This is a genomic window from Sphingobacteriales bacterium, from assembly GCA_012517435.1.
In the GTDB taxonomy this organism is placed as follows: Bacteria; Bacteroidota; Bacteroidia; order CAILMK01; family JAAYUY01; genus JAAYUY01.
Genome location: JAAYUY010000035.1, coordinates 1 through 25012, shown reverse-complemented (window position 1 = coordinate 25012; position 25012 = coordinate 1). Strand labels below are relative to the sequence as shown.

Genomic DNA, 25012 nt, shown 5'->3' with positions numbered 1-25012 from the left:
TCCGACAGGTGTTTTTATTTCTTCGGAAAAAATCATGAATGCCCTCGATAACGGACATCCCTTAATCGGTCATGCCACTACTTTCGGAGGAAATCCCCTTGCCTGTGCGGTGGCTTCTGCTGTTATCGACACATTAATCAGTGATCATCTTGTTGATCAGGTGGCAGAAAAACATAAACTTTTTATCGAATACCTTGATGATCAGCATATCGTTAAAATATCAGGTGAGGGTTTGTTACTTGGCGTCTATCCGGATAAAAATACGGATACGAAGAAACTCGTCAGATTATTGCTGGCAGAAGGTATTGTAAGCAATACGTTTTTATTCAGTTCAGAAGCCTTTGCCATAATACCACCTTTGACCATCAGCACTGAAGAAATTAAACTGGCCTGTCAGAAAATCAATCAGGTACTGAAAAATGCCCGTTAAAGAATATATCAGATAAAACTCAGGGCTTTCTGAGGCAGAAAAGCTGATACATCTCCACCGTTTCGGTAAATTTCTCTTACAATGGTTGAGCTGATGGGAAGATATTCAGGCTTTGAATCAAAGAAAATGGTTTCAATAGCCGGATTTAAACCCCTGTTCATGGATGCCAGTGAACGTTCAAATTCAAAATCGCTGATGTTTCTGATCCCTCTGACGATGTAACTGATATTCATGTTCTGGCAAAGCTCAACGGTCAGATTGTCGTAGCTGATTACTTCAATATTTTCGTAATCTTCAAAAACAGCTTTAATCATATCGAGGCTTTTTTCGAGGCTGAAAAATCGGGGCTTGGTCGAGTTACTGCCAATCCCGACAATCAGCTTGTCAAACAGTGCAGAAGCCCTGATGATAATATCAAAATGTCCCAGAGTTATCGGATCAAATGAACCCGGGAAGAGTGCTTTTTTACTCATGCTGTTTATTTTAAAGCTGTTCTGATAGCAATGTTTTGAGCCAGTTTACGGGCAAGTTTTTCAAATTCCGGCCTGATGATGTCAGCCTGTTTGCTCATGATAGCGGGAACACCTGTGTCTGATTCCTGTGTTACACCGGCAACAAGTGGTAATTGAGCCAGAAGTGGTACTTTATATTGTTTTGCCAGAATTTCCCCTCCTCCTTTGCCGAAGATAAAATATTTGTTTTGAGGCAACTCGGCAGGGGTAAAGTAAGACATGTTTTCGATAATTCCCAATACCGGAATATCCATTTTGTCGAGCCTGAACATTTCTACTGTTTTTATGGTATCGGTCAGTGAAACACGCTGGGGGGTGGTAACAATGACAGCTCCTGTCAATGGCATTTGCTGACACAGGGTAATATGTATATCTCCTGTTCCCGGAGGAAGGTCAACGATCAGGTAATCGATATCTTCCCATAACGTTTCGAGGATCATCTGACTCAGTCCGTTGCTGAGCATTGGCCCTCTCCATACCAGAGGCTTGTCCTGTGGAATGAGCATACCAATCGACATGACCTTTATTCCGTATTTTTCAACAGGCAGCATAAAAGTCTGTCCGTTAACCACTTTAACTTCAGGTTGCTCATTTTCAATACCAAGCATGACAGGGACAGAAGGTCCGTTCATGTCAGCGTCAAGCAGGCCGACTTTTGCGCCCAGTTCACCCAGCATGATAGCCAGATTAACTGCTACCGTTGACTTTCCGACTCCTCCTTTGCCACTGGCAACAGCTATCATGTTTTTAACATTGGTGAGTTTATCAGCGTTTTGCCTTTTGGCATGTGCTACCTTTGAATCAAAATCGATGTGAATTTTTAAATCCTTGTCAACATGGTTATGTATTTCCCTCGTGCATTGCTCAATAAAGGTATTTTTTAGCGGGCATGCCGGAGTTGTCAACACTATTGTAAAAAAAACATCCTTTCCTTCAACTCTCAGGTTTTCAATCATATTCAGCTTGACAAGGTTATCGTTGAGGTCAGGGTCGATAACATGGCTAAGTGCTTGTAAAATCTTCTCTTTCATATAGATTGTCAAATGTTAATTTGGTTCGTTAAAGAATAATGCTCAATAAATTCATGAAAAATATCAACAGCTTAATTTATCAACAAAATTTTTCAGTTACAAATTTCAGAATAATTTCGCACACTTTGAGCAAAACCTTTGAAACGGTAAAAATAAGATGGACAAACGTTTTATTGTTCTTGGCTGCGACCATGCAGGATATGAATTGAAAGAGTTTTTAAAAAACTGGCTGCAGGACATGGGATATGAAATCAGGGATTATGGTACATTCTCGAATGAATCTGTTGATTATCCTGATTTTATACATCCTGCTGCAAAAAGTGTTTCCGAAAATGAAGCTGATATGGCGATTGTGATATGCGGTTCCGGTAATGGTGCGGCTATGACAGCCAATAAATACGGAAATGTTCGTGCTGCTTTGTGCTGGAACAAGGAAATAAGTGCTCTTGCCCGACAACACAATGATGCAAACGTATTAGCACTTCCTGCACGCTTTCTGAATTTTAATGAAGCTAAGGAAATTGTCAGGACATTTCTCAATACTGACTTTGAAAATGAACGTCACAGCAGACGGATTGAAAAAATCCCGGTGCGTTAATTTCTCAGGATATATTCCTCCAATTCTTCTGCATTGCTTCTGAATGTGAAGACCTGATAAACGATATAAAAGTTTTCCGGATCACTGACTGAATGCCAGGATGCTTTGGCAGCTTCAAGCCTGTATGAATCAAAGGTGAACAATGTCAGCATCTGATAAATCTGCATGGAAGAAAAGTAATTGTATTTCAATGCATGGCGAATAATTTTTATTTTGTTGGCATCAAATGATTCATTTCTGATCTGATCATAAAGCAGCATAAAACTTTTGTCATTCATGTGGTTAAATTCATGATGGTTATCGTAAGAGTGTTTATTTTCTTCAAACCGATGTGGTGGTGGATAGTGAGGCTTCATTTTTTGTTGACTGATATGAAGGTTGAAATGGGGGTCAATTACAGCGTAAACATTGGTATTGGCCGGGATAAAAATATAATCTGAATATATTTTCTGGTGATGATGCCAGCCCTCGGGACTGACCATTTTGACTTCGAGCAGGTGATAGCCGGGATAAACATTACGGAAAGTATGCTGACTGGTAATTTCAGAAAAATTGTTTCGGTCAAGGGAAACCACTATGCCGGCATAGTTAAACATACGGACAGTCAGTTGAGAAGGCTGAGCCGAAAAGGTATTCAGAATGACAGCCGAAAGAAGCATGAACTTTTTCATAAGACCTCCTGCTATAATTTTTACCTATTAAAAAACCATTACAATGCCAGCAGCATATTATTTCATGCACAAACACTAAGTGGATAAGCATTACTAAAAAGCAAAAAGCCATCACCCTCAGGTAATGGCTTTTAAGTAAGAAAATGAATGAATTTTAGTATTTGGAATTATTTCGAACCTGTCCTGTCGACAGCTTATACATGTCCTCAATTAAACAAGTCCCTGATCAAGCATGGCGTTGGCTACTTTGAGGAAGCCGGCAATGTTGGCACCTTTCACATAGTTGATGTAGCCGTCATCTTCTTTCCCATGATCGACACAAGACTGATGAATGTTTTTCATGATTTCATGAAGCCTGCGGTCAACTTCTTCTTTTCCCCAACTGAGTTTCATAGAGTTCTGACTCATTTCGAGGCCAGAGGTTGCTACGCCACCGGCATTGGCAGCTTTTCCGGGAGCAAAAAGAATTTTATTTTCCTGGAAAATTTCAATGGCTTCCGGGGTACACGGCATGTTGGCACCTTCGCAAACGCAAATGCAACCGTTGTTGACCAGATTCATAGCATCTTCCTTGTTGAGTTCGTTCTGGGTAGCACATGGCAGAGCTACATCAACCTTTACTTCCCATGGGCGTTTTCCTTCATGGAACTGGGAGCCCGGGAATTCATAAGAGTAAGGTTTTACGATGTCTTCATTGGAAGCACGAAGTTCAAGCATGTAATCAATTTTTTCACCACTGATGCCATCCGGATCATAAATATAACCATCAGGTCCTGAAATAGTTACCACTTTTCCACCCAGTTCGGTTACTTTTAATGCAGCACCCCAGGCTACATTTCCGAAGCCTGAAATGGCAACTGTTTTTCCTTTGAAATCGAGACCGCGGGTTTTCAACATTTCCTCTGCAAAGTAAACACAGCCAAAACCGGTTGCTTCAGGGCGAATTAAAGAGCCACCCCAGTTGATGCCTTTTCCGGTTAATACACCACTATGTTCGCGGGCTAATTTTTTATACATCCCAAAAAGATAACCGATTTCTTTTCCTCCAACACCGATATCTCCTGCAGGAACATCTGTTTCCGGACCGATATTTCTCCAGAGTTCCAACATAAAACTCTGACAAAAACGCATGATTTCAGCATCTGACTTGCCTTTGGGGTTAAAATCTGAACCTCCTTTGGCACCACCCATGGCTAAGGTGGTCAGGCTGTTTTTGAAAATCTGTTCAAATCCAAGAAATTTGAGGATGGAAAGATTGACACTGGGGTGAAAACGAAGACCTCCTTTATAGGGGCCAATAGCATTGTTGAACTGGACGCGATAACCAATATTGACATTGATTTTTCCATCGTCTCCCATCCAGGGCACTTTGAAAATGAAAATACGGTCTGGTTCCACAAGCCTTTCAATGATCCCGGCTGTTTCAAAATGTGGATTTTCATTGTAAACATCTTCAATACTTTCAAGCACTTCACGAACTGCCTGAAGGTATTCAACTTCTCCCGGATGTTTTTTCGAGAGATCCAACATGATTTTTTCTACGTTCATTTTATTTTTGTTTTATGGTTTATACAAAATGTTTTTTTCGAGACAAAAGTATCCCCACTCTTTTCTTTTCAGTGAATTTTCAGATACCGATAAATACATGAAACGACTTGATAATTGTCAAACGGGTTCATGATAATTAAGGTGGAGGTTTGTGATTTTTAAGAAATGGCTTACTTTTGAAATCTGAAATTATTGGTGTTAAAAAAGCTTATGCCTGATTCTTTGAAATCTGATATTCAGTCTGTTATTGACAACCTGAATGAGAGGAACAAGGAGCTTAACTGTTTGTATAAAACAGATGAATTGCTAAGTCAGTTCAATATTCCATTTGACCAGTTGTTTAATGAGTTATGCCTTGTAATTGCTGAAAGCTACAGATACAATGATATTTGCCGTTGCCAGATTGTCTTCAGGGAAGAAGTTTATGCCTTGCCTGATTTTAAAATTACCGATCTGAAACAGTCTGCAGAAATTAGGGTGAATGGTCAACCTGAAGGCTTAATTACTGTTTGTTATATCAGACCATTGCGTCTTGAAAAAGGTGTTTTTCTTCAGGAAGAAATGAGGCTTTTACAAATCATTGCCCGTAAGGTCAGTGATTATTTAGACTACCGTTTCCTAAGGGAAAGTATTGAAAACAAAGAGAAGGAATTGCAAGTAGCCCATAACAGGGAGAATGATATAACAGAAAAAACAAGGCTATGGTTGCACTCCTTAAACCTGAATGATGAACAGGTTAATGAGTTTACAAAGGTGCAGATCAACTTCCGGAAAGGAGAAATTATATGCAAGCAGGGAGCTATTACCAGCTACATCATGATTCTGGCAGACGGATTGTCGAAAAACTATCTGGAAGGGAACCAGGACAGAGGTTTCAACTTCAGTATAGTCAAACCCATTGATTTTATCGGACTTTCATCGTTGTTTAATCAAAACACCTATCTTTTTTCAGGTAGTGCCATTACCCCCTGCACCATATTTCATGTAGAAAAAGAAAGATTTAAGCAAATCATTGCAGAAAATGCCGCATTTGCTTCCGAAATCATGAAATGGTATTGCCGTATGACGGAAGGACACCTGAACAGAATGAGTTGTCTGGCCAATAAACAGGCTTTGGGACGTATTGCAGATATACTTCTTTATCTCTCTGAAAAAATTTTTAATGGTCAGCTGATCGAAAATATTATCAGCAGAAAAGATATAGCCGAACTGGCAGGAATGAGTACTGAAAGTGCAGTCAGAATTTTATCGGAACTAAACAGAGATAAAATTATTAAAATTGTCAATAAAGGAATAGAAATCAGCAACTTAGCTTTACTAAAAAAATTGAGTATTGCAGGATGAGGAGTTAATTAAAACTCACCCCCAACCCCTCTCTTTCAAAAAGAGAGGGGAGCTGATGCCGTTTCCGGATTTGAAATTTGTCTCATAAAACAAAAAATCAACACCCGGTCAAGTCCCGTAGGGACGATCTTATGGTAACATTGAAAACAGGTATTAATGCTTCAGGATGTTAAAGCTCAATTTCAACATAATTTTTTAATAAATCATCCAGTTCCTCCCGTCTGGAAGCCAGATAATCTTTCCCGTTGTATATTATTACTTCAGCAGGTTTAGGGCGGCTGTTATAATTGGAGGCCATTGAATAACAATAGGCACCGGCATTATAAAAGCAAAGAATATCGCCTTCGGAAATTTCCTGAATTTTTCTGTCCCAGCCAAATGTGTCGGTTTCGCAGATATATCCGACAACAGTATAAATACGCGGATGACTAGCAGGTTTTGAAACATTGACAATATGGTGGTAGGCATCATAAAACATAGGGCGTATCAGATGGTTAAATCCGGTATCAAGTCCGGCAAAAACGGTGGCAGTTGTCTGTTTTACCACATTTACCTTTGCAAAGAAATAACCTGCTTCACTCACCAGATATTTCCCCGGTTCGAATATTAAGGTTAATTTACGGCCATATTCCCTGCAAAAGCGGTCGAATCTTTTGTCAAGTTTTTTTCCCAGGTCAACGACATTGGTGGATATATCTCCGGGTTTATATGGGACTTTAAAGCCACTTCCCAGATCAATATATTTGAGTTCAGGGAAGCTGAAGGCCATTTCAAACAGGATTTCAGCTGCACGGATAAACACATCCACATCGAGAATGTCGGAGCCTGTATGCATGTGGAGGCCTTCAATGTGCATATGGTTGGCTTTAATCACTCTTTCGATATGCCGGAACTGATGAATGGAAATACCGAATTTGGAATCGATATGTCCTGTCGAAATTTTGGTATTACCGCCAGCCAATATATGCGGATTTATCCGGATACAAACAGGAATTTCGCCATTGTGCTGATGTCCGAATTGTTCGAGAATAGAGATGTTGTCAATATTAATTTTAACGCCAAGCCGGCAAGCCTCATTGATTTCACCGAGTGAAACACTGTTAGGGGTAAATAAGATGTCGTCTGCTTTGAATCCTGCTTTGAGGCCGAGTTGCACTTCCTGAATAGAAACAGTGTCGAGTCCGGCTCCTTCACGTGCCAGCAACCGGAGAATGTTGAGGTTGGTATTTGCTTTACAGGCATAATTTATCTTAAGTGCTGATATTTTGAAGGCATTTTTTAACGTATGATATTGATGCAGAATTTTATTGGCATCATATACGTAAAGCGGGGTATCGTATTTTCCGCAGAGTCCGGTTACAGGAATTCCCTGAATAGAATACTGGTTATCAATGAGTTTCATATCAAAAGGAGTTTATTACTTTTCACTGGAATGATGGTTGTTTTTCCATTGCTGGTTGAAGGTTTTTCTGGCAAATTTCAGGGGGGCTTTTCTTTTATTCCAGGTGTTTTTGAGGGCTATTCTGAAAAATAGATTTTTCAGACTCTGATTGCCCATGTTCATTATTTTTCTTGAACCCAAAATGGCTGATGAAAGCCTGAAAATCCGTTTTTCTAATTTATTGGGATTGTATTGTTCGTTATAAAGCTGCTTGTTTTTCAACAATAATTCATGAATGGGGATTTTTACCGGACAAACGGCTGTACAGTTACCACAGAGAGAAGTGGCGTAGCTCAGGTGAATATAATCTTCAAAACCTTTCAGATAGGGTGTAATAACTGAACCTATAGGTCCGTTATAGGCTGATTTATAGGTATGACCGCCAATATTTTTGTAAACCGGACAGGCATTAAGACAAGCTCCGCAACGAATACAGGCAAGTGCTATTTTTAAATCCGGATTAGCCAGAAGATTGGTTCTGCCGTTATCGAGCAGGATGACGAACATTTTTTCGGGCCCATCGGGTTCGTTAGGCTGTCGTGGGCCAAAAAACAAGGTATTATAGGAAGTGATGTACTGACCGGTTCCTGCCGTTGCCAGAAGTGGCAGAAAAAGTGACAGGTCGTTGATAGATGGAAGTAAACGCTCAATTCCTGCCAGAACAATGTGGATTTTGGGTAATGCGGTACTCATTCTGGCATTACCTTCATTTTCAGTAACTAACACTGCACCGGCATCTGCAATGAGGAAGTTGGCTCCTGTTATTCCTGCATCTGCATTGATAAATTTGTTTCTTAACACTTTTCTGGCTTCAAGTGTCAGTTGTTCGGGGGTGTAGTCTTCCGGTGTCCCCAGTTTTTCATGAAACAGTCTGGCCACATCTTCTTTCGACTTGTGCATGGCAGGCGTAACAATATGATAGGGTGGCTCATGATTTAGCTGGACAATAAATTCGCCAAGGTCGGTTTCAATAGGTTCTATGCCGTATTTTTCAAGAGCTTCATTCAGATGAATTTCTTCTGAAATCATGCTTTTGGATTTGACTACCGAACGACAATCATTCACTTTAAGAATATTGATAATCAAATCAATAGCTTCTTTCTCATCTTCAGCCCATAAAACCTCAGTACCTCTTTTTTTAATAGCTTTTTCAAAATCGAGTAAATATCTTTCAAGATTATTGACTACTTTGCGTTTAATGGCTGCGGCCTGTTCTCTTGCTTTTTCATAATCTTTAAACTGAAGTCTCCCGACAGGAACTTTTTCATTGTATTTGGAAATATTATGGTTTATCCTTTTCCTGTGTTCGGAATCAAAGGCTTTTATTTCTGCTTCTTTTAAAAAAGTCTTGCTGTTTTTCATACCGCAAAGGTCTGATTTTGCTCCTTAACAGAAAATTTTTTATTTGAAAAGCCATGGAAAACTCTGGCGGATGTATGTTGACAACTCTTCAGCATTGATCTGGTGTTGCTTTACACTGGGATGCCAGTTGGTGCCGTACCCATTTTTTCCGACCGGTGTGAATGAAAACTGGTAAATATTGGAATAGCCTGCTCTTTTAAAATTGTTCACCACCATATTCAGACACCTCATGTAAATGGAATAGGTATTTATGGGCATACCTGTTTCTTCATCTGTTTTTAAGCCGTTTTTCAATAAAGGACCATCTACCAGAATAAGAATGCTTTCAGGATTAAGTTTCCGTATCTTGATTAAAAAAGAAGTATATGCAGCAACAAAAGAATCAACAGGCGGTATGCCTTGCCCGAAATCATTTGTTCCGGCATTGACAACGATGATGTGGGGCTGCCATAATGAAAAATTCCAGTGATTTTTTTTCTGTGGGTAAATCCTTGTGTAAAGTGTAGGTAATGTTTCAGTCAGACTTTTATCGTAATTGCGGTAGATACCCTTTCCTGAGTAGCAAATACTGTGATGCTCGGCCTTCAGCAATCTGGCACAAATGGATGGATAGGCAAGATAGTGATTTTCTGTCAGCGGATTGAATCGTCTGCCGTTGAGGGTGTCTTCATTTCCATATCCTGCGGTAATGGAGTTGCCTATAAATTCGATCCTGAGTTTTGGCCGGGGAGGAGGGGGAAGAATTTCCCCGTTGTCTTCAATAAAAACTCCTTTCAGCTCCATCAACCCGCAGGCAGCTTCCGTTCTTTTATACAATATGAGCTGATGTTCGCCTTCCTCAAGATTTTCAATTTTATATACAGATGAATCATTTACGGCATGCAATAATATGGGCTGAAGACTGTCGATAAAGACTGAAAAATAATTTGAATGATAGAATCTGTCGGGAGCAGAATAATTTTTCAGAAAAAAATGAATTTTAGTTCCTGTAAATCTTATAGTTACCGAACAACCTGACTGGGCAAAAAACACTTTTTCATCGCCAAGAAAATTAAAGCGTCCGGTATATTGAAAATAAGGATGACCGGCTGGTATCCATTTCATTTCCTGTTCGGTTTTTTTGATGATTTTTTCAGTTTGCTTCAGGTTTTTTAAAAATTTATCGAGCTGAAAAGCCAAAAAGAAAGTCAGCAGGGCTGCCAGTAACAGCAAGATATTTCTGATGATTTTTTTATTCATTCAGATGCCATATTTTTTTAAAACAAGCTTTATTTTTTCAGCCCAAAGGTTGTATGCAGTAGAATTGAGGCGGAGTCCGTCAGAAGAATACTGCTCAGAGAGCTGATTCCCCGGAGCCAGTACAGAATTCAGATCAATCAGTTCGATATCTGAATTTTTACAATATCTGATTAATAAGGTGTTCAGGTCTTTAATTTTCGGATTAAGCTGATAAGCCTTCCAGTATTTGTCATTCACAAAAAGAGCCGTGTGGACGACAGGAATAATACTGTTAACCTGAAGTTCAGCAACGGTACCTGCAATGTTCTGATAAACCTGCTGAACCGGAACTCCTTCGAAAAAATCGTTTATTCCGCCCATGATGAAGCATATTTTTGGTTTCATGGAAGCAACACTTGCAGCATATTTCCGCATATTTCCCGTCAGGCTTCCAGCGTTGGAAAAATAATACACATCTTCGCGTCCAAGCAATTCACTCCAGTTTGCCAGCCCGATTGACATATCACCAAGAAAAATAATCTGATATTGGGTGCTTTTAATAGTTTGCATCGAAAAGCCTGAAAAAAAGAATGTCAGCAATAAAAACAGACGCAACATGAGATAAAGTGATTTTACAAAAGGGAGCTAAGGTAGTAATTTTGCCGGATTATGGGAATAAAAACGATTGTCACCATAGCCGCAATTCTGATATTCGGCCACATAGCCGCAGTCATTGTCTGGTTGATCATCAAAATCAGGAAAGGAGCAGAAAGAGATGCGCTAAGGAGAAAAAAATCAGCAGAGATAGAAAAGGGTGAGTAGTCGGAATTTTGCGTTATATTTTTATTGAAATGATAATCAGTAGGTTATAAAATTAATTAATTTCTTGCAAAAAGTTTGCTGAAATAAAAACAAGTCGTACCTTTGCACCCGCTTTGGCCCGTTCGTCTAGGGGTTAGGACGTCAGGTTTTCATCCTGGTAACAGGGGTTCGATTCCCCTACGGGCTGCAAACCTCTGATCATATCAGAGGTTTTTCTTTTTGAATAAAAACTTATTTTTGCAGCGGATTTAAAATTGAATCAGAGGAAGAATTAAAGTAAAAAGATGCCTGCCAAATTTAATCCGATAAAAATTTTTGCCGGAGAAGCATCAAAGGAGCTGGGGAATAAGATTGCAGCTAACTTTGGTATCAAATTGGGCGAAATGAGTATCCTGAAGTTCAAGGACGGTGAAATACAGCCCAGTTTCGATGAAAGTATCCGTGGCTGCGATGTTTTTATCATTCAGTCAACCTATGCCCCTGCAGAGCATATTCTTGAATTGCTGCTGATGATTGATGCGGCCAAAAGGGCATCGGCTCACTACATTAATGTGGTCATCCCTTATTATGGTTATGCCCGCCAGGACAGGAAAGACAAACCAAGGGTTTCGATAGGGGCAAAACTGATAGCCGACCTGATTTTTACAGCCGGAGCCGAATGGGTGATGACCATGGATTTACATGCGGCACAGATTCAGGGCTTTTTCCCTATTCCTGTCGTTCATCTCGATTCTTCCGTTATTTTTATTCCCTACATCAGATCTTTGGAGCTGGATGATCTGATAATTGCTTCTCCTGACATCGGAGGAACCAAAAGAGCACGGGAATTTGCATCCTTGCTTAATTCCGACATTGTGATCTGCGATAAACACCGCAAAAAAGCCAATGAAGTAGATGAAATACGGATTATTGGCAGTGTGAAAGGGAAAAATGTCATCATCATTGATGACATGATTGATACGGGTAATACCCTGATGAAAGCAGCCGAAGTGATGATGAATGACGGAGCAAAAAGCATCAGGGCTTTTGCTACTCATCCTGTGTTTTCAGATAATGCTGCCGAAAAACTGAATAAATCGGTACTGAATGAAGTAGTGGTCTGTGATACCATTCCCATTAAAAATCCGGGAGAAAAGATAACCGTTTTGTCAACAGCCGCTTTGTTTGCAAAAGCCATTCATCAGGTTTACGAGCATGAGTCAATCAGCTCATTGTTCGAAATGCCTGTTTCTTATCAGAAACAAATAAAATTTTAAATATAAAAGCGTATGAAACAATTTGAGTTGTTCGGGAAAATCAGAGAAAAATCGACCAAAGGAGCATTAAATGCTTTGAAAAATCAGGGTTTTGTTCCCGGAGTAATTTATGGAGGAGAAGAAAATATCAATGTCTATTTTTTTATCAATGATTTAAAGAGGCTTCTGTATACAGATGATATCTATCTGGTCAACTGCAATATAGAAGGAAAAAATATACAGGCAATTGTAAAAGATGTTCAGTATCATCCGCTTAATGACGACCCTGCACACATCGATCTGATGGAAGTTGATGGAGAAAAAGTAGTAAAAATGAATTATCCGCTTCATTTTATCGGGACACCGGAAGGTACGAAACAGGGTGGAAAATTAATTAAGAAGAAAAGAAAAATCCATATCAAAGGAAAAATTTCCAAGCTCCCCGACATTCTGGAAGTGAATATTTCACAGCTGAATGTTGGCCAAACGCTGAAAATCAAAGACCTGAGCTATCCTGACATCGAAATTCTTGAAAAACCTGAAACGCCACTGGCAAGTGTTACGCGTACAAGAGCTACGGTTGAAAAAACATCATAGTCTGAACCCTTAACTAAAGCCTTTGAAACTCCTCGTAGCTGGCTTAGGTAATATCGGAGATACGTATCAAAATACCCGGCACAATGCCGGCTTTCTGGTGGTTGATTTTTTCAGAGATCAATACAATCTTTCATTTTCTTCGGGCAGGTATGCCGATTTTACCTCTTTCAGGATTAAAAACAAGGAAATTATATTTATCAAGCCTGTTACCTATATGAACAACAGCGGGAAAGCTGTCAGGTATTGGCTTGGCAAACTGGAGTTAACTGTTGAAAATCTGCTGGTTATTGTTGATGATGTGGCCTTGCCAACAGGAAAAATCAGGCTGAAGACCAAAGGGGGAGACGGAGGTCACAATGGGTTAAACAGCATCATTGATTACCTTGGAACAACCGATTTTGCCCGTTTGAGGTTTGGAATCGGGAACAACTATTTTCCCGGACAACAGGTTGATTATGTTCTTGGAGAATGGACTCCCGAAGAAAAAAAGATTATCGGTGAAAAAATTCCTCTCGCTCATGAGGCTGTTATCTGTTGGGCACTTGAAGGGGCAGAAATGGCTATGACCAAATATAACAGAAACTAAAATGCATGTATTTTGCAATAAATCAATCTCTCAAAAGAAATAATTATGAAATACGATATTATAGTTATCGGAAGCGGACCTGGCGGATATGTTGCTGCTATCAGAGCTTCACAACTTGGGAAAAAAGTTGCGGTAGTTGAAAAAGAATCCATTGGTGGAATATGCCTGAACTGGGGATGTATCCCGACAAAAGCCCTCCTGAAATCGGCACAGGTATTTGAATATCTGAAACATGCAAAGGATTATGGTATTCAGGTGGCTGAGCCTCAGGTAGATTTTGAAGCAGTCGTCAAACGGTCACGGGCTGTTGCGGATAAAATGTCGAATGGTGTTCAATACCTTTTCAAGAAAAATAAAATTGAACTTCTGAAAGGATTTGCCAGGCTGATGCCCGGGAAAAAAATTGAAGTAACAGCCGCAGATGGCAGCCGGTCAGTTTACGAAGCCGATCACATCATTCTGGCTACAGGGGCACGTTCAAGGGAACTGCCGCATATTAAAATTGACGGGAAAAAAATTATTGGTTACCGTGAAGCACTGGTTTTGCCAAAATTACCCGAAAGCATGGTGGTCATCGGCTCCGGTGCCATTGGTTCCGAATTCGCCTATTTTTATGCTACCATGGGGACAAAGGTTACACTGGTCGAGATTTTTCCGGAAATTGTTACAAATGAAGACGAAGAAGTTTCGAAACAATTGGCCAGAAACTTTAAAAAAATCGGAATTCAGGTGTTGACCAATTCTTCCGTTGAATCTGTTGACACATCCGGTGAAAAATGTAAGGTAACCATTAAAACCCCAAAAGGTGAAGAAAATGTTGATTGTGAAATAGTTTTATCGGCAGTGGGTGTGGCTACCAACATTGAAAACATCGGACTTGAAGAAACAGGAGTCAAAACAGAGAAAGGCAAAGTATTAGTGGATGATTATTACAAAACCAATATGGAAGGAGTTTACGCCATTGGTGATATAGTAAAAGGGCCAGCCCTTGCCCACGTAGCCTCAGCAGAAGGAATCATTTGCGTAGAAAAAATCTGTGGTTTAAATCCGGAACCACTTGATTACAAAAACATACCTGCCTGTACCTATACCAGTCCGGAAATAGCCTCGGTCGGATATACCGAAAAAGCGGCAAAAGAAGCCGGATATGAAATAAAAGTGGGGAAATTTCCTTATTCAGCTTCGGGCAAAGCATCAGCAGCAGGCAACAATGACGGTTTTGTGAAACTAATTTTTGATGCAAAGTATGGCGAACTTTTGGGTGCTCATTTAATCGGAGCAGGTGTAACCGAAATGATTGCCGAACTGGTAGCTGCACGTAAACTTGAAACGACAGGTCATGAACTGATAAAAACCGTTCATCCTCATCCGACCATGTCGGAAGCCATCATGGAAGCTGCCGCTGCTGCCTATGGGGAGGTGATTCATCTATAACGCTGATTTTCATGTTGATTGATAAATTAAATTCTGCAGTTAAATACTTGATTTTTTTTAGTGTTATAGCACTCATCTTCTATGCTGTACCTAAAAAAAAGCACTATGAATTTAATGTCAATGTCAATGAAATATGGCATAAAAGCGACTTATATGCTCCTTTTTCCTTCCCGATTTTGAAAACTGAGGAAGAATTAAAAAAGGAAAAGGATGAGATAATCAGAAATTTCAAGCCTGTTTTAAAGTTTAACAATGACATTTTTCCTGAAGTCCTCACAGAGGTGTATAAAAATGATAATTTGTTTTCTTCACGTAATGACGAAAATCAGGAAGGTCTGAAAAGTCTTGAAAATGAATTGGAAAGGATGTACACTGTGGGTGTATATAATCCTTTGGATATTGATTTTCAGTTTAAAAGTGGAATTGTTTCTGTCATCATGCCAGACAATTCCATGATGGAAACCTCCATGGAAGAACTTTATTCCCTCAATCAGGTGAAAGAACAAATTAAATATTATTACCTTAACGATAGTCTGGAAGTTCATATCAAGGCACTCGACCGCCTGCTGAAAAATATTAAAGCTAATCTGCAATATGATAAGAACCTGACAGATCAGTTGCTTGAGTCGAAGTTTGCAGAGATACTGCCTTATTCCGGAATGGTGAACGAGGGGGATAAGATTATTGAAAACGGGAGTGTCGTTACAAAAGAAAAGTATCAGATTCTGTTATCCCTGAAACAGAGCTATACCGGTACGGAAACCGGAGGTATCAATTATTACCTGAATCATATTGGTTATCTCCTCATTATTCTATTGCTTTTTATCGTTTTTGTCGTTTATATTTTTCAGTTTTATAAGCAGATTTACCAGACTAATAAAGATTTATTACTGATATTCAGTTTGGTAGTTATATTTATTCTGGTAAGTGCCTATCTGGTTAAAAATACAGGTCTGAATATTTATCTGGTTCCATTTTGCATTGTTCCCCTGATTATTATCTCATTTTTTGAAGCCCGTATTGCTTTCTTCAGTCATATCATTGTCATTGCCACTGTCAGCCTGTTTATCCCTGATGCACATGAGTTTCTGCTACTTCAGGTGATTGCCGGTTTATCGGTGGTTATTTTAATTTCAAGAGTCAGGTATATTTCCCAATTTTTTATTGCCGTTTTATTATTGACAGGAATTTATATCATTACATTTTTTGGGATTAAATTATTGAATGTCAGCGACTTTTCTGAGATTAACTGGAGACAGTTGCTGTGGTTTGGCGGGAATTTTATCCTCACTCTTCTGGCCTATCCCCTTATTTATGCCTTTGAAAAACTCTTTGGAAAAGTATCTGACCTGACCTTAATCGAATTGTCGGACATAAATAAAAAACTTTTAAAAGAGCTTGCTACACGTGCCCCCGGTACTTTTCAGCATAGTCTTCAGTTGGCAACCCTTACTGAAGCTGTATTGTCGAAAATAGGAGGAAACTCCTTGCTGGCAAAAGTCGGATGCCTTTATCATGATATAGGAAAACTATATGCTCCGATGTATTTTATTGAAAACCAGAAGGATGTAAATCCATTTGAGAAAATTCAGAGCGAAAAGGAATGTGCTTCCATTATCATCCGGCACGTAACGGAAGGTGTAAAAATTGCGAAGGAACATAATCTTCCAAAAGAGGTTATTCATTTTATCAAAACGCATCACGGTACTACCCGTGTGGAGTATTTTTACCGGACCTATCTGAAAAAAAATCCGGAAGATACAGGATGCGAAGATCAGTTCCGTTATCCGGGGCCAAAACCTACTTCAAAAGAGATGGCAGTGGTCATGATAGCCGATTCAATTGAAGCAGCAACCCGCAGCCTGAAGGAACAAACGCCAGAAGCCATCGATCAGCTGGTGGATATGCTTGTCGAAAACAAAATGAAAGACAATCAGTTTCAGAATGCCAATATAACCTTGAAAGAAATAAAAATCGCAAAGGACATTATTAAAAACAGCCTGAGGAGTATTTATCATCAACGGATACAGTACCCGTCTGAAAATTAATTTTTGCTGTCATTAAAAAAGAATGAAATTTACGCGTTCAATAAGACCTTAAAATTGTGGAGAGATGGAGGAAAATTTTAAAAAAAGGCAAGACGAAGTTTATTCAAAACGTATCAGGGCAGGGAAAAAAAGAACTTATTTTTTTGATGTAAAGCCCACAAAAAACAATGATTATTATCTGACGATTACTGAAAGCAAAAAAGACTTCAGAAATCAGGATAACTACATCAAACACAAGATTTTTATTTACAAGGAGGATTTTAATAAATTCCTCACTGCTTTAGGTGAAACCATTGACTATGTGAAAAAAGAACTTTTACCCGACTTCCCTTTTGATCAATACAACAAAGAGCAGGGAGAAGAGCTGAAAGATGATTTTAACATAGAATTGGATGACGATTTTAATCATTCGGATGAGGATTAATTCCCTTTCCTGAATGACTTACCTGACTAATGTGACGGTACCTGTGTAGGTTTTAGGAGTTGAGTTTCCCTGATAATGAATTATTACAACATAAACGTCCACGGGGCAATCTTTCCCATTATATTTTCCATCCCAATGAACATTTGGTGAATCAGATGTGAATATCAATTCACCCCAGCGATTATATATTTCGAGTTTATAGGTATGAATATTGGCGGCTTTAACCTCAAAGAGGTCGTTCAGCCCGTCTCCGTTGGGAGTGAAAGCATTCGGGATGTAAACAACTGGATCAAAAACAAAGCATATTTCATTCGACCATGACTGAATATCAGGTTTATTGTTTCTGACAGCAACTACTCTGTAACATTGATTAATTCCTGCAAGGGCTGCATCAATTTCAACAACAGAATCATTTGGTGAAACATTCTGAACGAAACTGAATTTTCCGCTTTTATCTGATTTTCTGTATATTGCATAATTGTCAACACCTTCAGGCCAGTTGACATATGAGCTCCATTTTAGCCTGACATCGAATTCAGTGATTTTTTCTCCGGTCAGCAGAATGTTACGGTGCAACTGACTGTATAGCATCTGATGGCATTGATTTTCCACCTGAATCCTGTAATTATAGAGTTTTTCTGATGTTTTTACATTCAGGTCGATGGTACTCAGTATATTTTTATTGAAGCTGTCGAGCAATTCCCACGAACGTGTCAGTTCATCATTTTTATAGAGATATGCTTTTTTATTCAGATGAACAGGGTTTGCCAACGACCAGTAAATTCCAATTATCTGATCATTGTCGGGCATGGTTGTAACCAGTTCGACAAAAGGCGCCAGCGAATCAACTGCAATTTTTTTGGTAACAGGCAAACCGGTACACCCGAATTGGGTAGTTTCGACTACTGTTAACTGCCCGAAGTCAACGCCCGACCAGTTGATCTGTATGTGGTCTGAGCTGGACGGAAGAGCCGGAGTCCCTCCGTTTACGGTCCATTGATAGGTAGAATTTGTAAACCCTGTTACCTGATAAGGAATATTGTTATTGTCGGGATAGCAGATTTTATCGGCTCCTGAAATCGGGCTTGTACGGGGATTGGGATGTACATTTACCCAGAGATCAACCGGTGAACTGGTACAACTGTCTTTGGTAAGCTCAGTTACCCTTATTCTGTAAGTTCCTTCTTTGCCCCAGAATACACTAATCTGATTGTTTTTCTGTCCGTTGAAGGCAATAGCCGTATCGCTTATTTCCCATAAAAACACTGATCCTGTAAACCCTGAAACAGAATAGGTGCTGGTATCATATTCGCAGACACTTGTATCGCCTGAAACGGGGGAGGTATGTGGAATCGGGTTAATGATAACCTGCTGATAAACAGTGTCTCCGATGCATATTTTGTCATTTACGGAATCGTAGCTGGTTTCGAGCACTTTCATCAGCCCTTTTCCCTGTGTACCCCACATGACGTCTATTTTGTTTTTTCCGTTCCCTGCCAGTAAATTTCCACCGCTGACGCTCCACTGGTAGGTAGAACCATTGGAATTGATGACCTGATAGGGTTTTAGTTCAAATTCACAAACAAAGGTATCGCCCTCAATCGGTGAGGTTTTCAGATGGTAGCTGATAATGACAGGAAAATAGGTGGTATCGGATACACAACCTTCTTTGGTTACTTCCACCACTTTTATCATGGCAAGCCCTGAATCAGGCCAGTTTACTTTTATGGCTGATTTATTGTGGATACCATCAGCACGTGTTCCATTTTCAACAAACCAGTAATACTTCGAACCCGGACGCTCTTTTACCCAGTAATCAATATTAACCGTATTCGGGCAAACCACTGGCGGACCGTAAATCCTGCCTCCGGGCTTGACAATATTGACATGCAGGAACTGTGTATCATTTCTGCATCCATATTTATTGATCTCATAAACGCCAACTTTCCCTTTGAGCGTATCTGTCCATTTGATGTCAATTTCGTAGCTGTTTGTTGCTTTGACTATTTCACCTCCTGATACTGTCCAGTGATAAACAGAGCCGGCATTGTTTTTAGTCTGATAATGAAATATTCCCATGAAACAGGGGTTAATAACGCCTGTAATGGAAGAGGTATCAGGCTCTGGATTAACGGTTATGGTAACGGAGTCAAAATTCCTGCATTTGTTTTTATTTTCAGCAAAAAGAAAATACTTGTAAGAAACAGGATTTCCGGAAATATTCCGTGCTGAAAAGACAGGTTGGGGAAGTGTGCTGTCGCTGAGAAATCTGGAGGTATTCCAGAAATATTTTGCCAGCGTATCGGCAGGAATAGTCCCGAGTTGAACGCTGTCCATCGAGCAAATGGTCAGGTCTTTTCCGGCATCTACAACCGGAAGAGGATTGATTTTAACCTGTTTGGTTTTCTTGACAGGACCGCATCCGTTTTTACTGGTTTCATAAAGTTCAATAATTCCGGTGCCGGCTTTTCCCCAGCCTATTTTAACATCTGTTTTCCCTTGAGGTGACTGCGTATTTCCTCCAATAACATTCCAGACAATCAATGAATTTTTGGAAGTGCCAAATGCATCGTATTTCACGCTGTCGGTATATTCACATACGCTGACAGGACCTGAAATGCTGTCTGGTCCTTTAAAGGGCTGAACAATAATCTGGAAGATGGAAACAGTAGTTTTCGGGGGACATCCGTTGTCGGTCACTCTGACGGTGAAAAAATAAGGAGTCTGTCTGCCATGCTCACAGGAAGTTTTCCATTCGAATTTATTTTTGATGGTATCTTTACCGGAAACATTCGTCAGGGTTGCATAGGGAGGAGGTATGGACGAAGAAGGGCCGAAAATCTCCCCTTCCTTGGTCAGAAACATAGAGTCTTTATCAGTATAAATAATGTCAAAAGATAATGTATTGCCTTCCTCGATAATAAATGTAGTGATAATAGGATCAATGAGTTTGGGGAGGAAATTAGGCGGACACGACAACACAATCAGCTCCACGTCTCTTCTGACAGTGGAAATGAGGACACCGTTCCGGTATTCTTTCACATCGACAGCAATCGCATAAAAACCAGCATTCGGAACCATAATTTTCAGCAAACCGGAGCTGGGGTCAATCGAGCAAACGCCTCCGTTGCCGAAAGGCTGATAAACAGAAAAACCTGTTTTGTAAGGTGCTTTCTGAATCGGGAGTCCCAGGTTGGCTGGTGGAAGCGGGGCAGGGTCCTGGTCTGTGCCTCCTGCAAAAGGATGGGCAAGTTCATATACCAGGCTGTCGCCATCATTGTCCTGGGCAGAATAGGAAATATATACTGTGTCCTGTGCACATATATATGGCGTTGGTATGCTTTGAAAATAGGCCGAATTGTTGGCATAAGATGTTGGCGGAATAAAGGCATAATAGGTTTGTCCGGTATTCCAGACAATATTGACAAGATTGTTGCGGCAACATCTGACATGATACAGATGATATCCGACTGTGGAAGGCGGAAGGGCAATGGTTTCCTCATAATACGTGTGCTTGATGCAGACATTCGGAGCCCATGAACATTTACTGCCACCGGATGGAGGATTGATTTGGGTTTCCGTACCCATGTATAATGTAAAATCCCTGTATTTTGAACGTGTCAGGTCGTTGTTGTAAACCCCGACATAAATGCTGTAATCGAATGGAGTGGTGGAATTCTGGCAGTCTCTGTACATGTCAATTCTGATTTTATAGTAATAAAAACCGTTCGAATAATACAGAAACTTATAGGAAAAATCTCCTCCCATCAGGTGGGTTGAGAAGGAAAAATAGGGTTTTAATAGAAACAGAATAAATAAAATTGATATAAGGAATAATTTCTTCAACAATTCAGTATTTAAATAATGAATTAATTTCATGCAAAGATAATCAATTTCACAGCTTTAAAGACAAATTGCATGGCTGTATGGTTGAACCGAAAACAGAAAAAAAATTATGCCAGTCTTTGGTTTAACTGCTTCTTCCAATAAGAGAATGCGCAAAACGACTCAATGGTTCTTTTCTTATGTCATTTACATCAATATTCCTGAGGGTGTTCATGGCCTCAGTAAAGTAATTTCTGCTTGTGTCGAGTGCAAGTTTGTCAATTCCAAGTTCCTGAAAAATGCTTCGGATCGCTTTTATTTTTTCTTCTGGTTTGAAATCATTTGCTTTAAGCCAGAAATTCAGTTGCTCTGCAGATTTCCCGCTTGCTGTTTCAAGTGCTTTCACCAGCAGAAATGTTTTTTTATTGATTAAAATATCTCCTCCGATACTTTTACCGAATTTATCGAAATCACCGAAAGTATCGAGGTAATCGTCTTCTATCTGGAAAGAAAGCCCCAGAAGAATGCCAAATTTCTCAATCATTTCCTTGTTTTTCGGGCTGGTTTTGGCCAAAACGGCACCGAGTTTCAGACAACCGCCCAGCAAAACAGCCGTTTTCAGCTCTATCATTCTGAGATAATCTGCGGAAGAAATATGGTCTTCATTTTCATAATTCATGTCGTACTGCTGACCTTCACACACAAGCAGACCGGTAGCATTGTAAAGCTCCATCACTTCCCGTAAAACGTCATCATCAACATGAAGCATCATCTGGTTGGCCAGCAGGAGCATGGCATCGCCCGACAATATTGCCCTGTTTTCATCCCATTTTTTATGAACCGTCATTTTTCCACGTCTGACATCTGCTTTATCCATGATGTCGTCATGGACGAGGGTGAAATTATGAAACATCTCAATGCCAAGTGCAGGGATAATGGCTTTTTCCACATTTCCTTCGAAAAGGTCAACACTCATTAACGTCAAAACGGGCCGGATACGCTTGCCACCGATAGAGAGAATATAGCTGACCGGAGAATAAAGTCCTTCAGGTTCTTTGTTAAATTTAAACAGTTTTTCAGCATGACTGTCAACCATGCTTTTCAGTTCATCGAAAGAATACATCTGATAAAATTTTCTGATTCTGGCTTAAAACAGGTATTTAAAGAATAACAAAAGTACAACAGGTAAAGTTCATGGAAATTACCAGCTGCCTCCGGCACCTCCTCCGCCAAAGGATCCGCCTCCAAAACCGCCAAAACCTCCGCCTCCACCCAAAAAGCCTCCTCCTCCCGACCGGTAATTCTGATAGGTGCCTCTTCCTGTATTGCTCATCATCATCAGAGCCAGCCAGAAAGGGATGTCGTTGACAGATGAATATCTCCTGATACTGAAAAATGACCGGAGAATAACAAAAAAGATAATGATGCCAAAAAGCAGAAATATTCCCGAACCTTTCGGCTGAGTTTTTTTAAGGTATTCGTTTGATGAAAATTCTTTTTGTGCAAGGCTCATCAGTACAGATGTCCCCTTGTCAATTCCTTCATACATTTTGCCTTCCCTGAAATAAGGGATAAATTCATGCTCAATAATCCTTTTGGTAACAGCATCCGGAATGATTCCCTCGAGCCCATATCCAACGGCAATAAATATTTTTCCACCTTCAACAGCAGTTTTTGGTTTTATTAACACCACAATTCCATTATCCTTGTCTTTTTGCCCGACTCCCCATTTTTCACCAAGCCTGAAGGCAAAATCAGCGGGATCATAACCCTGCAGGTCATTTATTATGACGACCACAATCTGATTGGATGTTTGAAGTGCAAAATCACTCAGTTTTTTTTCAAGTGCAACAGATTCATTTTCAGCCAGTATGCCTGAGAAATCGTTGACAAGTCTTGGGGGATTTGGTTTATCGGGGATTTGTGCAAAAAGTAAAAGAGGAAGTAAAAACATTAGTATCAGTGGCAGGCGGAAAGTCTTCATAATTATTGTTTTACATTTTCCCGAATGAAATATCATCTGAAAGTTCGTTCACATCGTTTTGCTGATGAGGGAAAAATTCTTTCAGCGCGTCTCCAGCCATTTCAATTCCTTCTGATAAACCTGCCACAAACATACCTTTTGAAAAATGATCCTGCATGACATCTTTGATTCTGTCCCAGAAATCAGGAGGAACCAGATCATTTATGCCTGTATCGCCTAAAATGGCAAATTTCCTGTCTTTCCATGCAAGGTAGAATAAGACACCATTTCTTTCGGCTGTCTGATCCATTTTCAGCATCTTAAATACAAAGGCAGCCCGGTCGATGACATTTCCTCTGCAACGCTTTTCAATATGCACCCTGATTTCTCCTGAGGTTTGTTTTTCTGCTTCAGAAATGGTTTTTTTGATGATTTCAATATCGTTTTCTGAAAATATCATCTGATCTTTTTAAAATTTGACTTCAGGAGCTTTTTCGGCACCTTTTTCCGCTTCAAACATTTCGCGTCTGACAAAATTGTCGTCCTCGCTGGCAAAAATGTTTAATGCCATTTTCCTGAATTTTCCCCGGATATGACGGTTGTATTGCTGAACGGCTTCATTGTATTTCATGCGGGCAACGGAAATACGGTTTTCGGTTCCTTCCAGTTGTGCCTGAAGTTCCTTGAAATTTTCGGTGGAACGTATCTGAGGATATGCTTCAAAGGCCAGATTTATGGCTGAATTTATCTGTTTCCCGAACATTTCGACTTCTCCGGGTGTTTTTGCCCTGCTGATGCCTGCTCTGGCTTCGGTTACCGTTGACAATATTTTTAATTCGTTTTCTGCAGCACCTTTTACCGTTTCGACAAGGTTTGGCACCAGATCGGCACGCCTTTGATAACTTGTCTGCACATCTCCCCAACGGGCATCAACCTGTTCCTGAAGGTCTATCGCTTTGTTGTAAACGCTGTTTGCCCAGCCGATAAAGATGATGGCAAATAAGATGACAACACCGGCAATAATCAGTAAAGTCCATTTGGTTTTCATAAGTTTATCATTTTTATGGGATTATCATTAACCAGCATTGTGCCAAAAACTTTTTCAAATGACTGTTTGACATATCTTTTTGCTTCTTCCATGTCTATTTCCCTTTGCAGTTCCTTTTGAAGCGAGGTAACTGATTTGCCAGTTATCCCGCAAGGTATTATCAGATTAAAGTAATTCAGGTCGGTATTCACATTAAAAGCAAAGCCATGCATGGTGATATAGCGGCTGACTTTTATGCCCATAGCACAAATTTTTCTTGCCTTTACAGGATGGTCGTGGTCGAGCCATACCCCTGTCATCCCTTTGATTCTGCCACCTTTTAGCTGATAGTGGTCAAGCGTGAGGATGATCATTTCTTCCAATGCCTCGGCATATTGTCTGACACTCAGGTGAAATGCTTCCAGATCTATGATAGGATAACCGACAATCTGTCCTGGACCATGATAAGTTATATCGCCTCCTCTGGTTGTATGAAAAAACTCAACACCCTGGTTTTTAAGATGTTCTCTGCCGAACAACAGGTTGCCGGCATCTCCGCTCTTTCCAAGGGTTATCACATGATTGTGTTCACAAATCAGGAAACAGTTTTGAATGACTGAATCAGACTTTTTCCCGGTTTTTACGGATATGTTGTATTGAAAAATCTTTTCCTGAATATCAAATGCAGGGCTGTAGCTGATTCGCCCTAAATCGTGAAATATTACCTTTTTCATCATTAATTAAGTTGGGCAAAAATAGGATGAATGCATTAAAAAATGATATTCAGAGCTATATGGGGAAAATCAGGAATTTTATACCAAAATGATTTTATTTAAAATAACCGGGATAGGCCCCGGGTTCCACGTTCCGATTTACGATTTATGATTTTCAGTACT

24 protein-coding genes and 1 tRNA gene are annotated in these 25012 nt (G+C 39.9%); 11 read left to right on the top strand and 14 right to left on the bottom strand.

All coding sequences use genetic code 11. From position 1 onward, the window contains the following. Window positions 1-430: aminotransferase class III-fold pyridoxal phosphate-dependent enzyme (locus GX437_02220; protein NLJ06464.1), on the top strand; the 430-nt coding region annotated here is incomplete at its 5' end. An 8-nt stretch (window positions 431-438) separates the two neighbouring features. On the opposite strand, the gene coaD is transcribed toward GX437_02220, so the two are convergent. Further along, window positions 439-903, bottom strand: a complete 465-nt coding sequence (gene coaD, locus GX437_02215) for a pantetheine-phosphate adenylyltransferase (protein ID NLJ06463.1) — start codon at window positions 901-903, stop codon at window positions 439-441. Between the two features lie 5 nt (window positions 904-908). Beyond that, complete coding sequence (locus tag GX437_02210) at window positions 909-1973, bottom strand: Mrp/NBP35 family ATP-binding protein (protein ID NLJ06462.1); 1065 nt, start codon at window positions 1971-1973, stop codon at window positions 909-911. A 157-nt stretch (window positions 1974-2130) separates the two neighbouring features. On the opposite strand from GX437_02210, the gene rpiB reads away from it, so the two are divergent. After that, window positions 2131-2571, top strand: a complete 441-nt coding sequence (rpiB, locus tag GX437_02205) for a ribose 5-phosphate isomerase B (GenBank protein ID NLJ06461.1) — start codon at window positions 2131-2133, stop codon at window positions 2569-2571. Here rpiB and GX437_02200 read toward each other — a convergent pair. Then, the gene (locus GX437_02200; GenBank protein NLJ06460.1) at window positions 2568-3242 is read right to left on the bottom strand and encodes a DUF4476 domain-containing protein; all 675 of its coding nucleotides are present in this window, start codon (window positions 3240-3242) and stop codon (window positions 2568-2570) included. The genes rpiB and GX437_02200 overlap by 4 nt on opposite strands. A gap of 210 nt (window positions 3243-3452) precedes the next feature. Next, window positions 3453-4790 carry an NADP-specific glutamate dehydrogenase gene (gene gdhA, locus GX437_02195; GenBank protein ID NLJ06459.1) on the bottom strand — a complete coding sequence of 446 codons (1338 nt, stop codon included), beginning with the start codon at window positions 4788-4790 and terminating at the stop codon, window positions 3453-3455. Window positions 4791-5000: 210 nt separating this feature from the next. On the opposite strand from gdhA, the gene GX437_02190 reads away from it, so the two are divergent. Continuing rightward, window positions 5001-6134, top strand: a complete 1134-nt coding sequence (locus GX437_02190) for a Crp/Fnr family transcriptional regulator (protein NLJ06458.1) — start codon at window positions 5001-5003, stop codon at window positions 6132-6134. Window positions 6135-6303: 169 nt separating this feature from the next. Here GX437_02190 and lysA read toward each other — a convergent pair whose 3' ends face one another. The 4 genes from lysA to GX437_02170 are packed head-to-tail and all read right to left on the bottom strand — an operon-like array spanning window position 6304 to window position 10773. Next, the gene (lysA, locus tag GX437_02185) at window positions 6304-7536 is read right to left on the bottom strand and encodes a diaminopimelate decarboxylase (GenBank protein NLJ06457.1); all 1233 of its coding nucleotides are present in this window, start codon (window positions 7534-7536) and stop codon (window positions 6304-6306) included. A gap of 15 nt (window positions 7537-7551) precedes the next feature. Further along, complete coding sequence (locus GX437_02180; protein NLJ06456.1) at window positions 7552-8937, bottom strand: iron-sulfur cluster-binding protein; 1386 nt, start codon at window positions 8935-8937, stop codon at window positions 7552-7554. A 39-nt stretch (window positions 8938-8976) separates the two neighbouring features. Continuing rightward, a complete protein-coding gene (locus GX437_02175; GenBank protein ID NLJ06455.1) occupies window positions 8977-10176 on the bottom strand; it encodes an SGNH/GDSL hydrolase family protein in 1200 nt (399 codons plus the stop codon). Beyond that, window positions 10177-10773 (bottom strand): hypothetical protein, encoded by a 597-nt coding sequence (locus GX437_02170; protein NLJ06454.1) that lies wholly within the window; start codon window positions 10771-10773, stop codon window positions 10177-10179. It abuts the gene before it with no gap. A 51-nt stretch (window positions 10774-10824) separates the two neighbouring features. Here GX437_02170 and GX437_02165 point away from each other — a divergent pair, with 51 nt between their 5' ends. The 8 genes from GX437_02165 to GX437_02130 all read left to right on the top strand — a co-directional run bounded on the left by GX437_02165 (window position 10825) and on the right by GX437_02130 (window position 17301). Then, complete coding sequence (locus GX437_02165) at window positions 10825-10977, top strand: hypothetical protein (protein NLJ06453.1); 153 nt, start codon at window positions 10825-10827, stop codon at window positions 10975-10977. A gap of 115 nt (window positions 10978-11092) precedes the next feature. After that, a tRNA-Glu gene (locus GX437_02160) sits at window positions 11093-11164 on the top strand. Window positions 11165-11261: 97 nt separating this feature from the next. Next, on the top strand, window positions 11262-12233 hold the full coding sequence (locus GX437_02155) for a ribose-phosphate pyrophosphokinase (GenBank protein ID NLJ06452.1): 972 nt from the start codon (window positions 11262-11264) through the stop codon (window positions 12231-12233). Window positions 12234-12245: 12 nt separating this feature from the next. Further along, window positions 12246-12809, top strand: a complete 564-nt coding sequence (locus GX437_02150; GenBank protein NLJ06451.1) for a 50S ribosomal protein L25 — start codon at window positions 12246-12248, stop codon at window positions 12807-12809. Between the two features lie 22 nt (window positions 12810-12831). Beyond that, window positions 12832-13395: an aminoacyl-tRNA hydrolase gene (locus tag GX437_02145; GenBank protein NLJ06450.1), complete on the top strand. Its 564-nt coding sequence runs from the start codon at window positions 12832-12834 to the stop codon at window positions 13393-13395. Window positions 13396-13440: 45 nt separating this feature from the next. Continuing rightward, a complete protein-coding gene (gene lpdA / locus GX437_02140; GenBank protein ID NLJ06449.1) occupies window positions 13441-14829 on the top strand; it encodes a dihydrolipoyl dehydrogenase in 1389 nt (462 codons plus the stop codon). A gap of 47 nt (window positions 14830-14876) precedes the next feature. Next, complete coding sequence (locus tag GX437_02135; protein NLJ06448.1) at window positions 14877-16877, top strand: HDIG domain-containing protein; 2001 nt, start codon at window positions 14877-14879, stop codon at window positions 16875-16877. 64 nt (window positions 16878-16941) lie between these two features. Further along, window positions 16942-17301 (top strand): PUR family DNA/RNA-binding protein, encoded by a 360-nt coding sequence (locus GX437_02130; protein NLJ06447.1) that lies wholly within the window; start codon window positions 16942-16944, stop codon window positions 17299-17301. Between the two features lie 18 nt (window positions 17302-17319). Here GX437_02130 and GX437_02125 read toward each other — a convergent pair whose 3' ends face one another. The 6 genes from GX437_02125 to lipB form a co-directional block, all read right to left on the bottom strand. Then, window positions 17320-21147: a gliding motility-associated C-terminal domain-containing protein gene (locus tag GX437_02125; protein NLJ06446.1), complete on the bottom strand. Its 3828-nt coding sequence runs from the start codon at window positions 21145-21147 to the stop codon at window positions 17320-17322. 124 nt (window positions 21148-21271) lie between these two features. Continuing rightward, window positions 21272-22249: a polyprenyl synthetase family protein gene (locus GX437_02120; GenBank protein ID NLJ06445.1), complete on the bottom strand. Its 978-nt coding sequence runs from the start codon at window positions 22247-22249 to the stop codon at window positions 21272-21274. 78 nt (window positions 22250-22327) lie between these two features. Further along, window positions 22328-23113 (bottom strand): TPM domain-containing protein, encoded by a 786-nt coding sequence (locus tag GX437_02115; protein NLJ06444.1) that lies wholly within the window; start codon window positions 23111-23113, stop codon window positions 22328-22330. Window positions 23114-23120: 7 nt separating this feature from the next. Further along, window positions 23121-23549, bottom strand: coding sequence for a TPM domain-containing protein (locus GX437_02110; protein NLJ06443.1), 429 nt, complete (start codon window positions 23547-23549; stop codon window positions 23121-23123). Between the two features lie 9 nt (window positions 23550-23558). Beyond that, complete coding sequence (locus GX437_02105; protein ID NLJ06442.1) at window positions 23559-24113, bottom strand: LemA family protein; 555 nt, start codon at window positions 24111-24113, stop codon at window positions 23559-23561. A gap of 20 nt (window positions 24114-24133) precedes the next feature. After that, entirely contained in the window at window positions 24134-24853 is a 720-nt protein-coding gene (gene lipB, locus GX437_02100) for a lipoyl(octanoyl) transferase LipB (protein NLJ06441.1), read from the bottom strand. Window positions 24854-25012 lie beyond the last annotated feature (159 nt).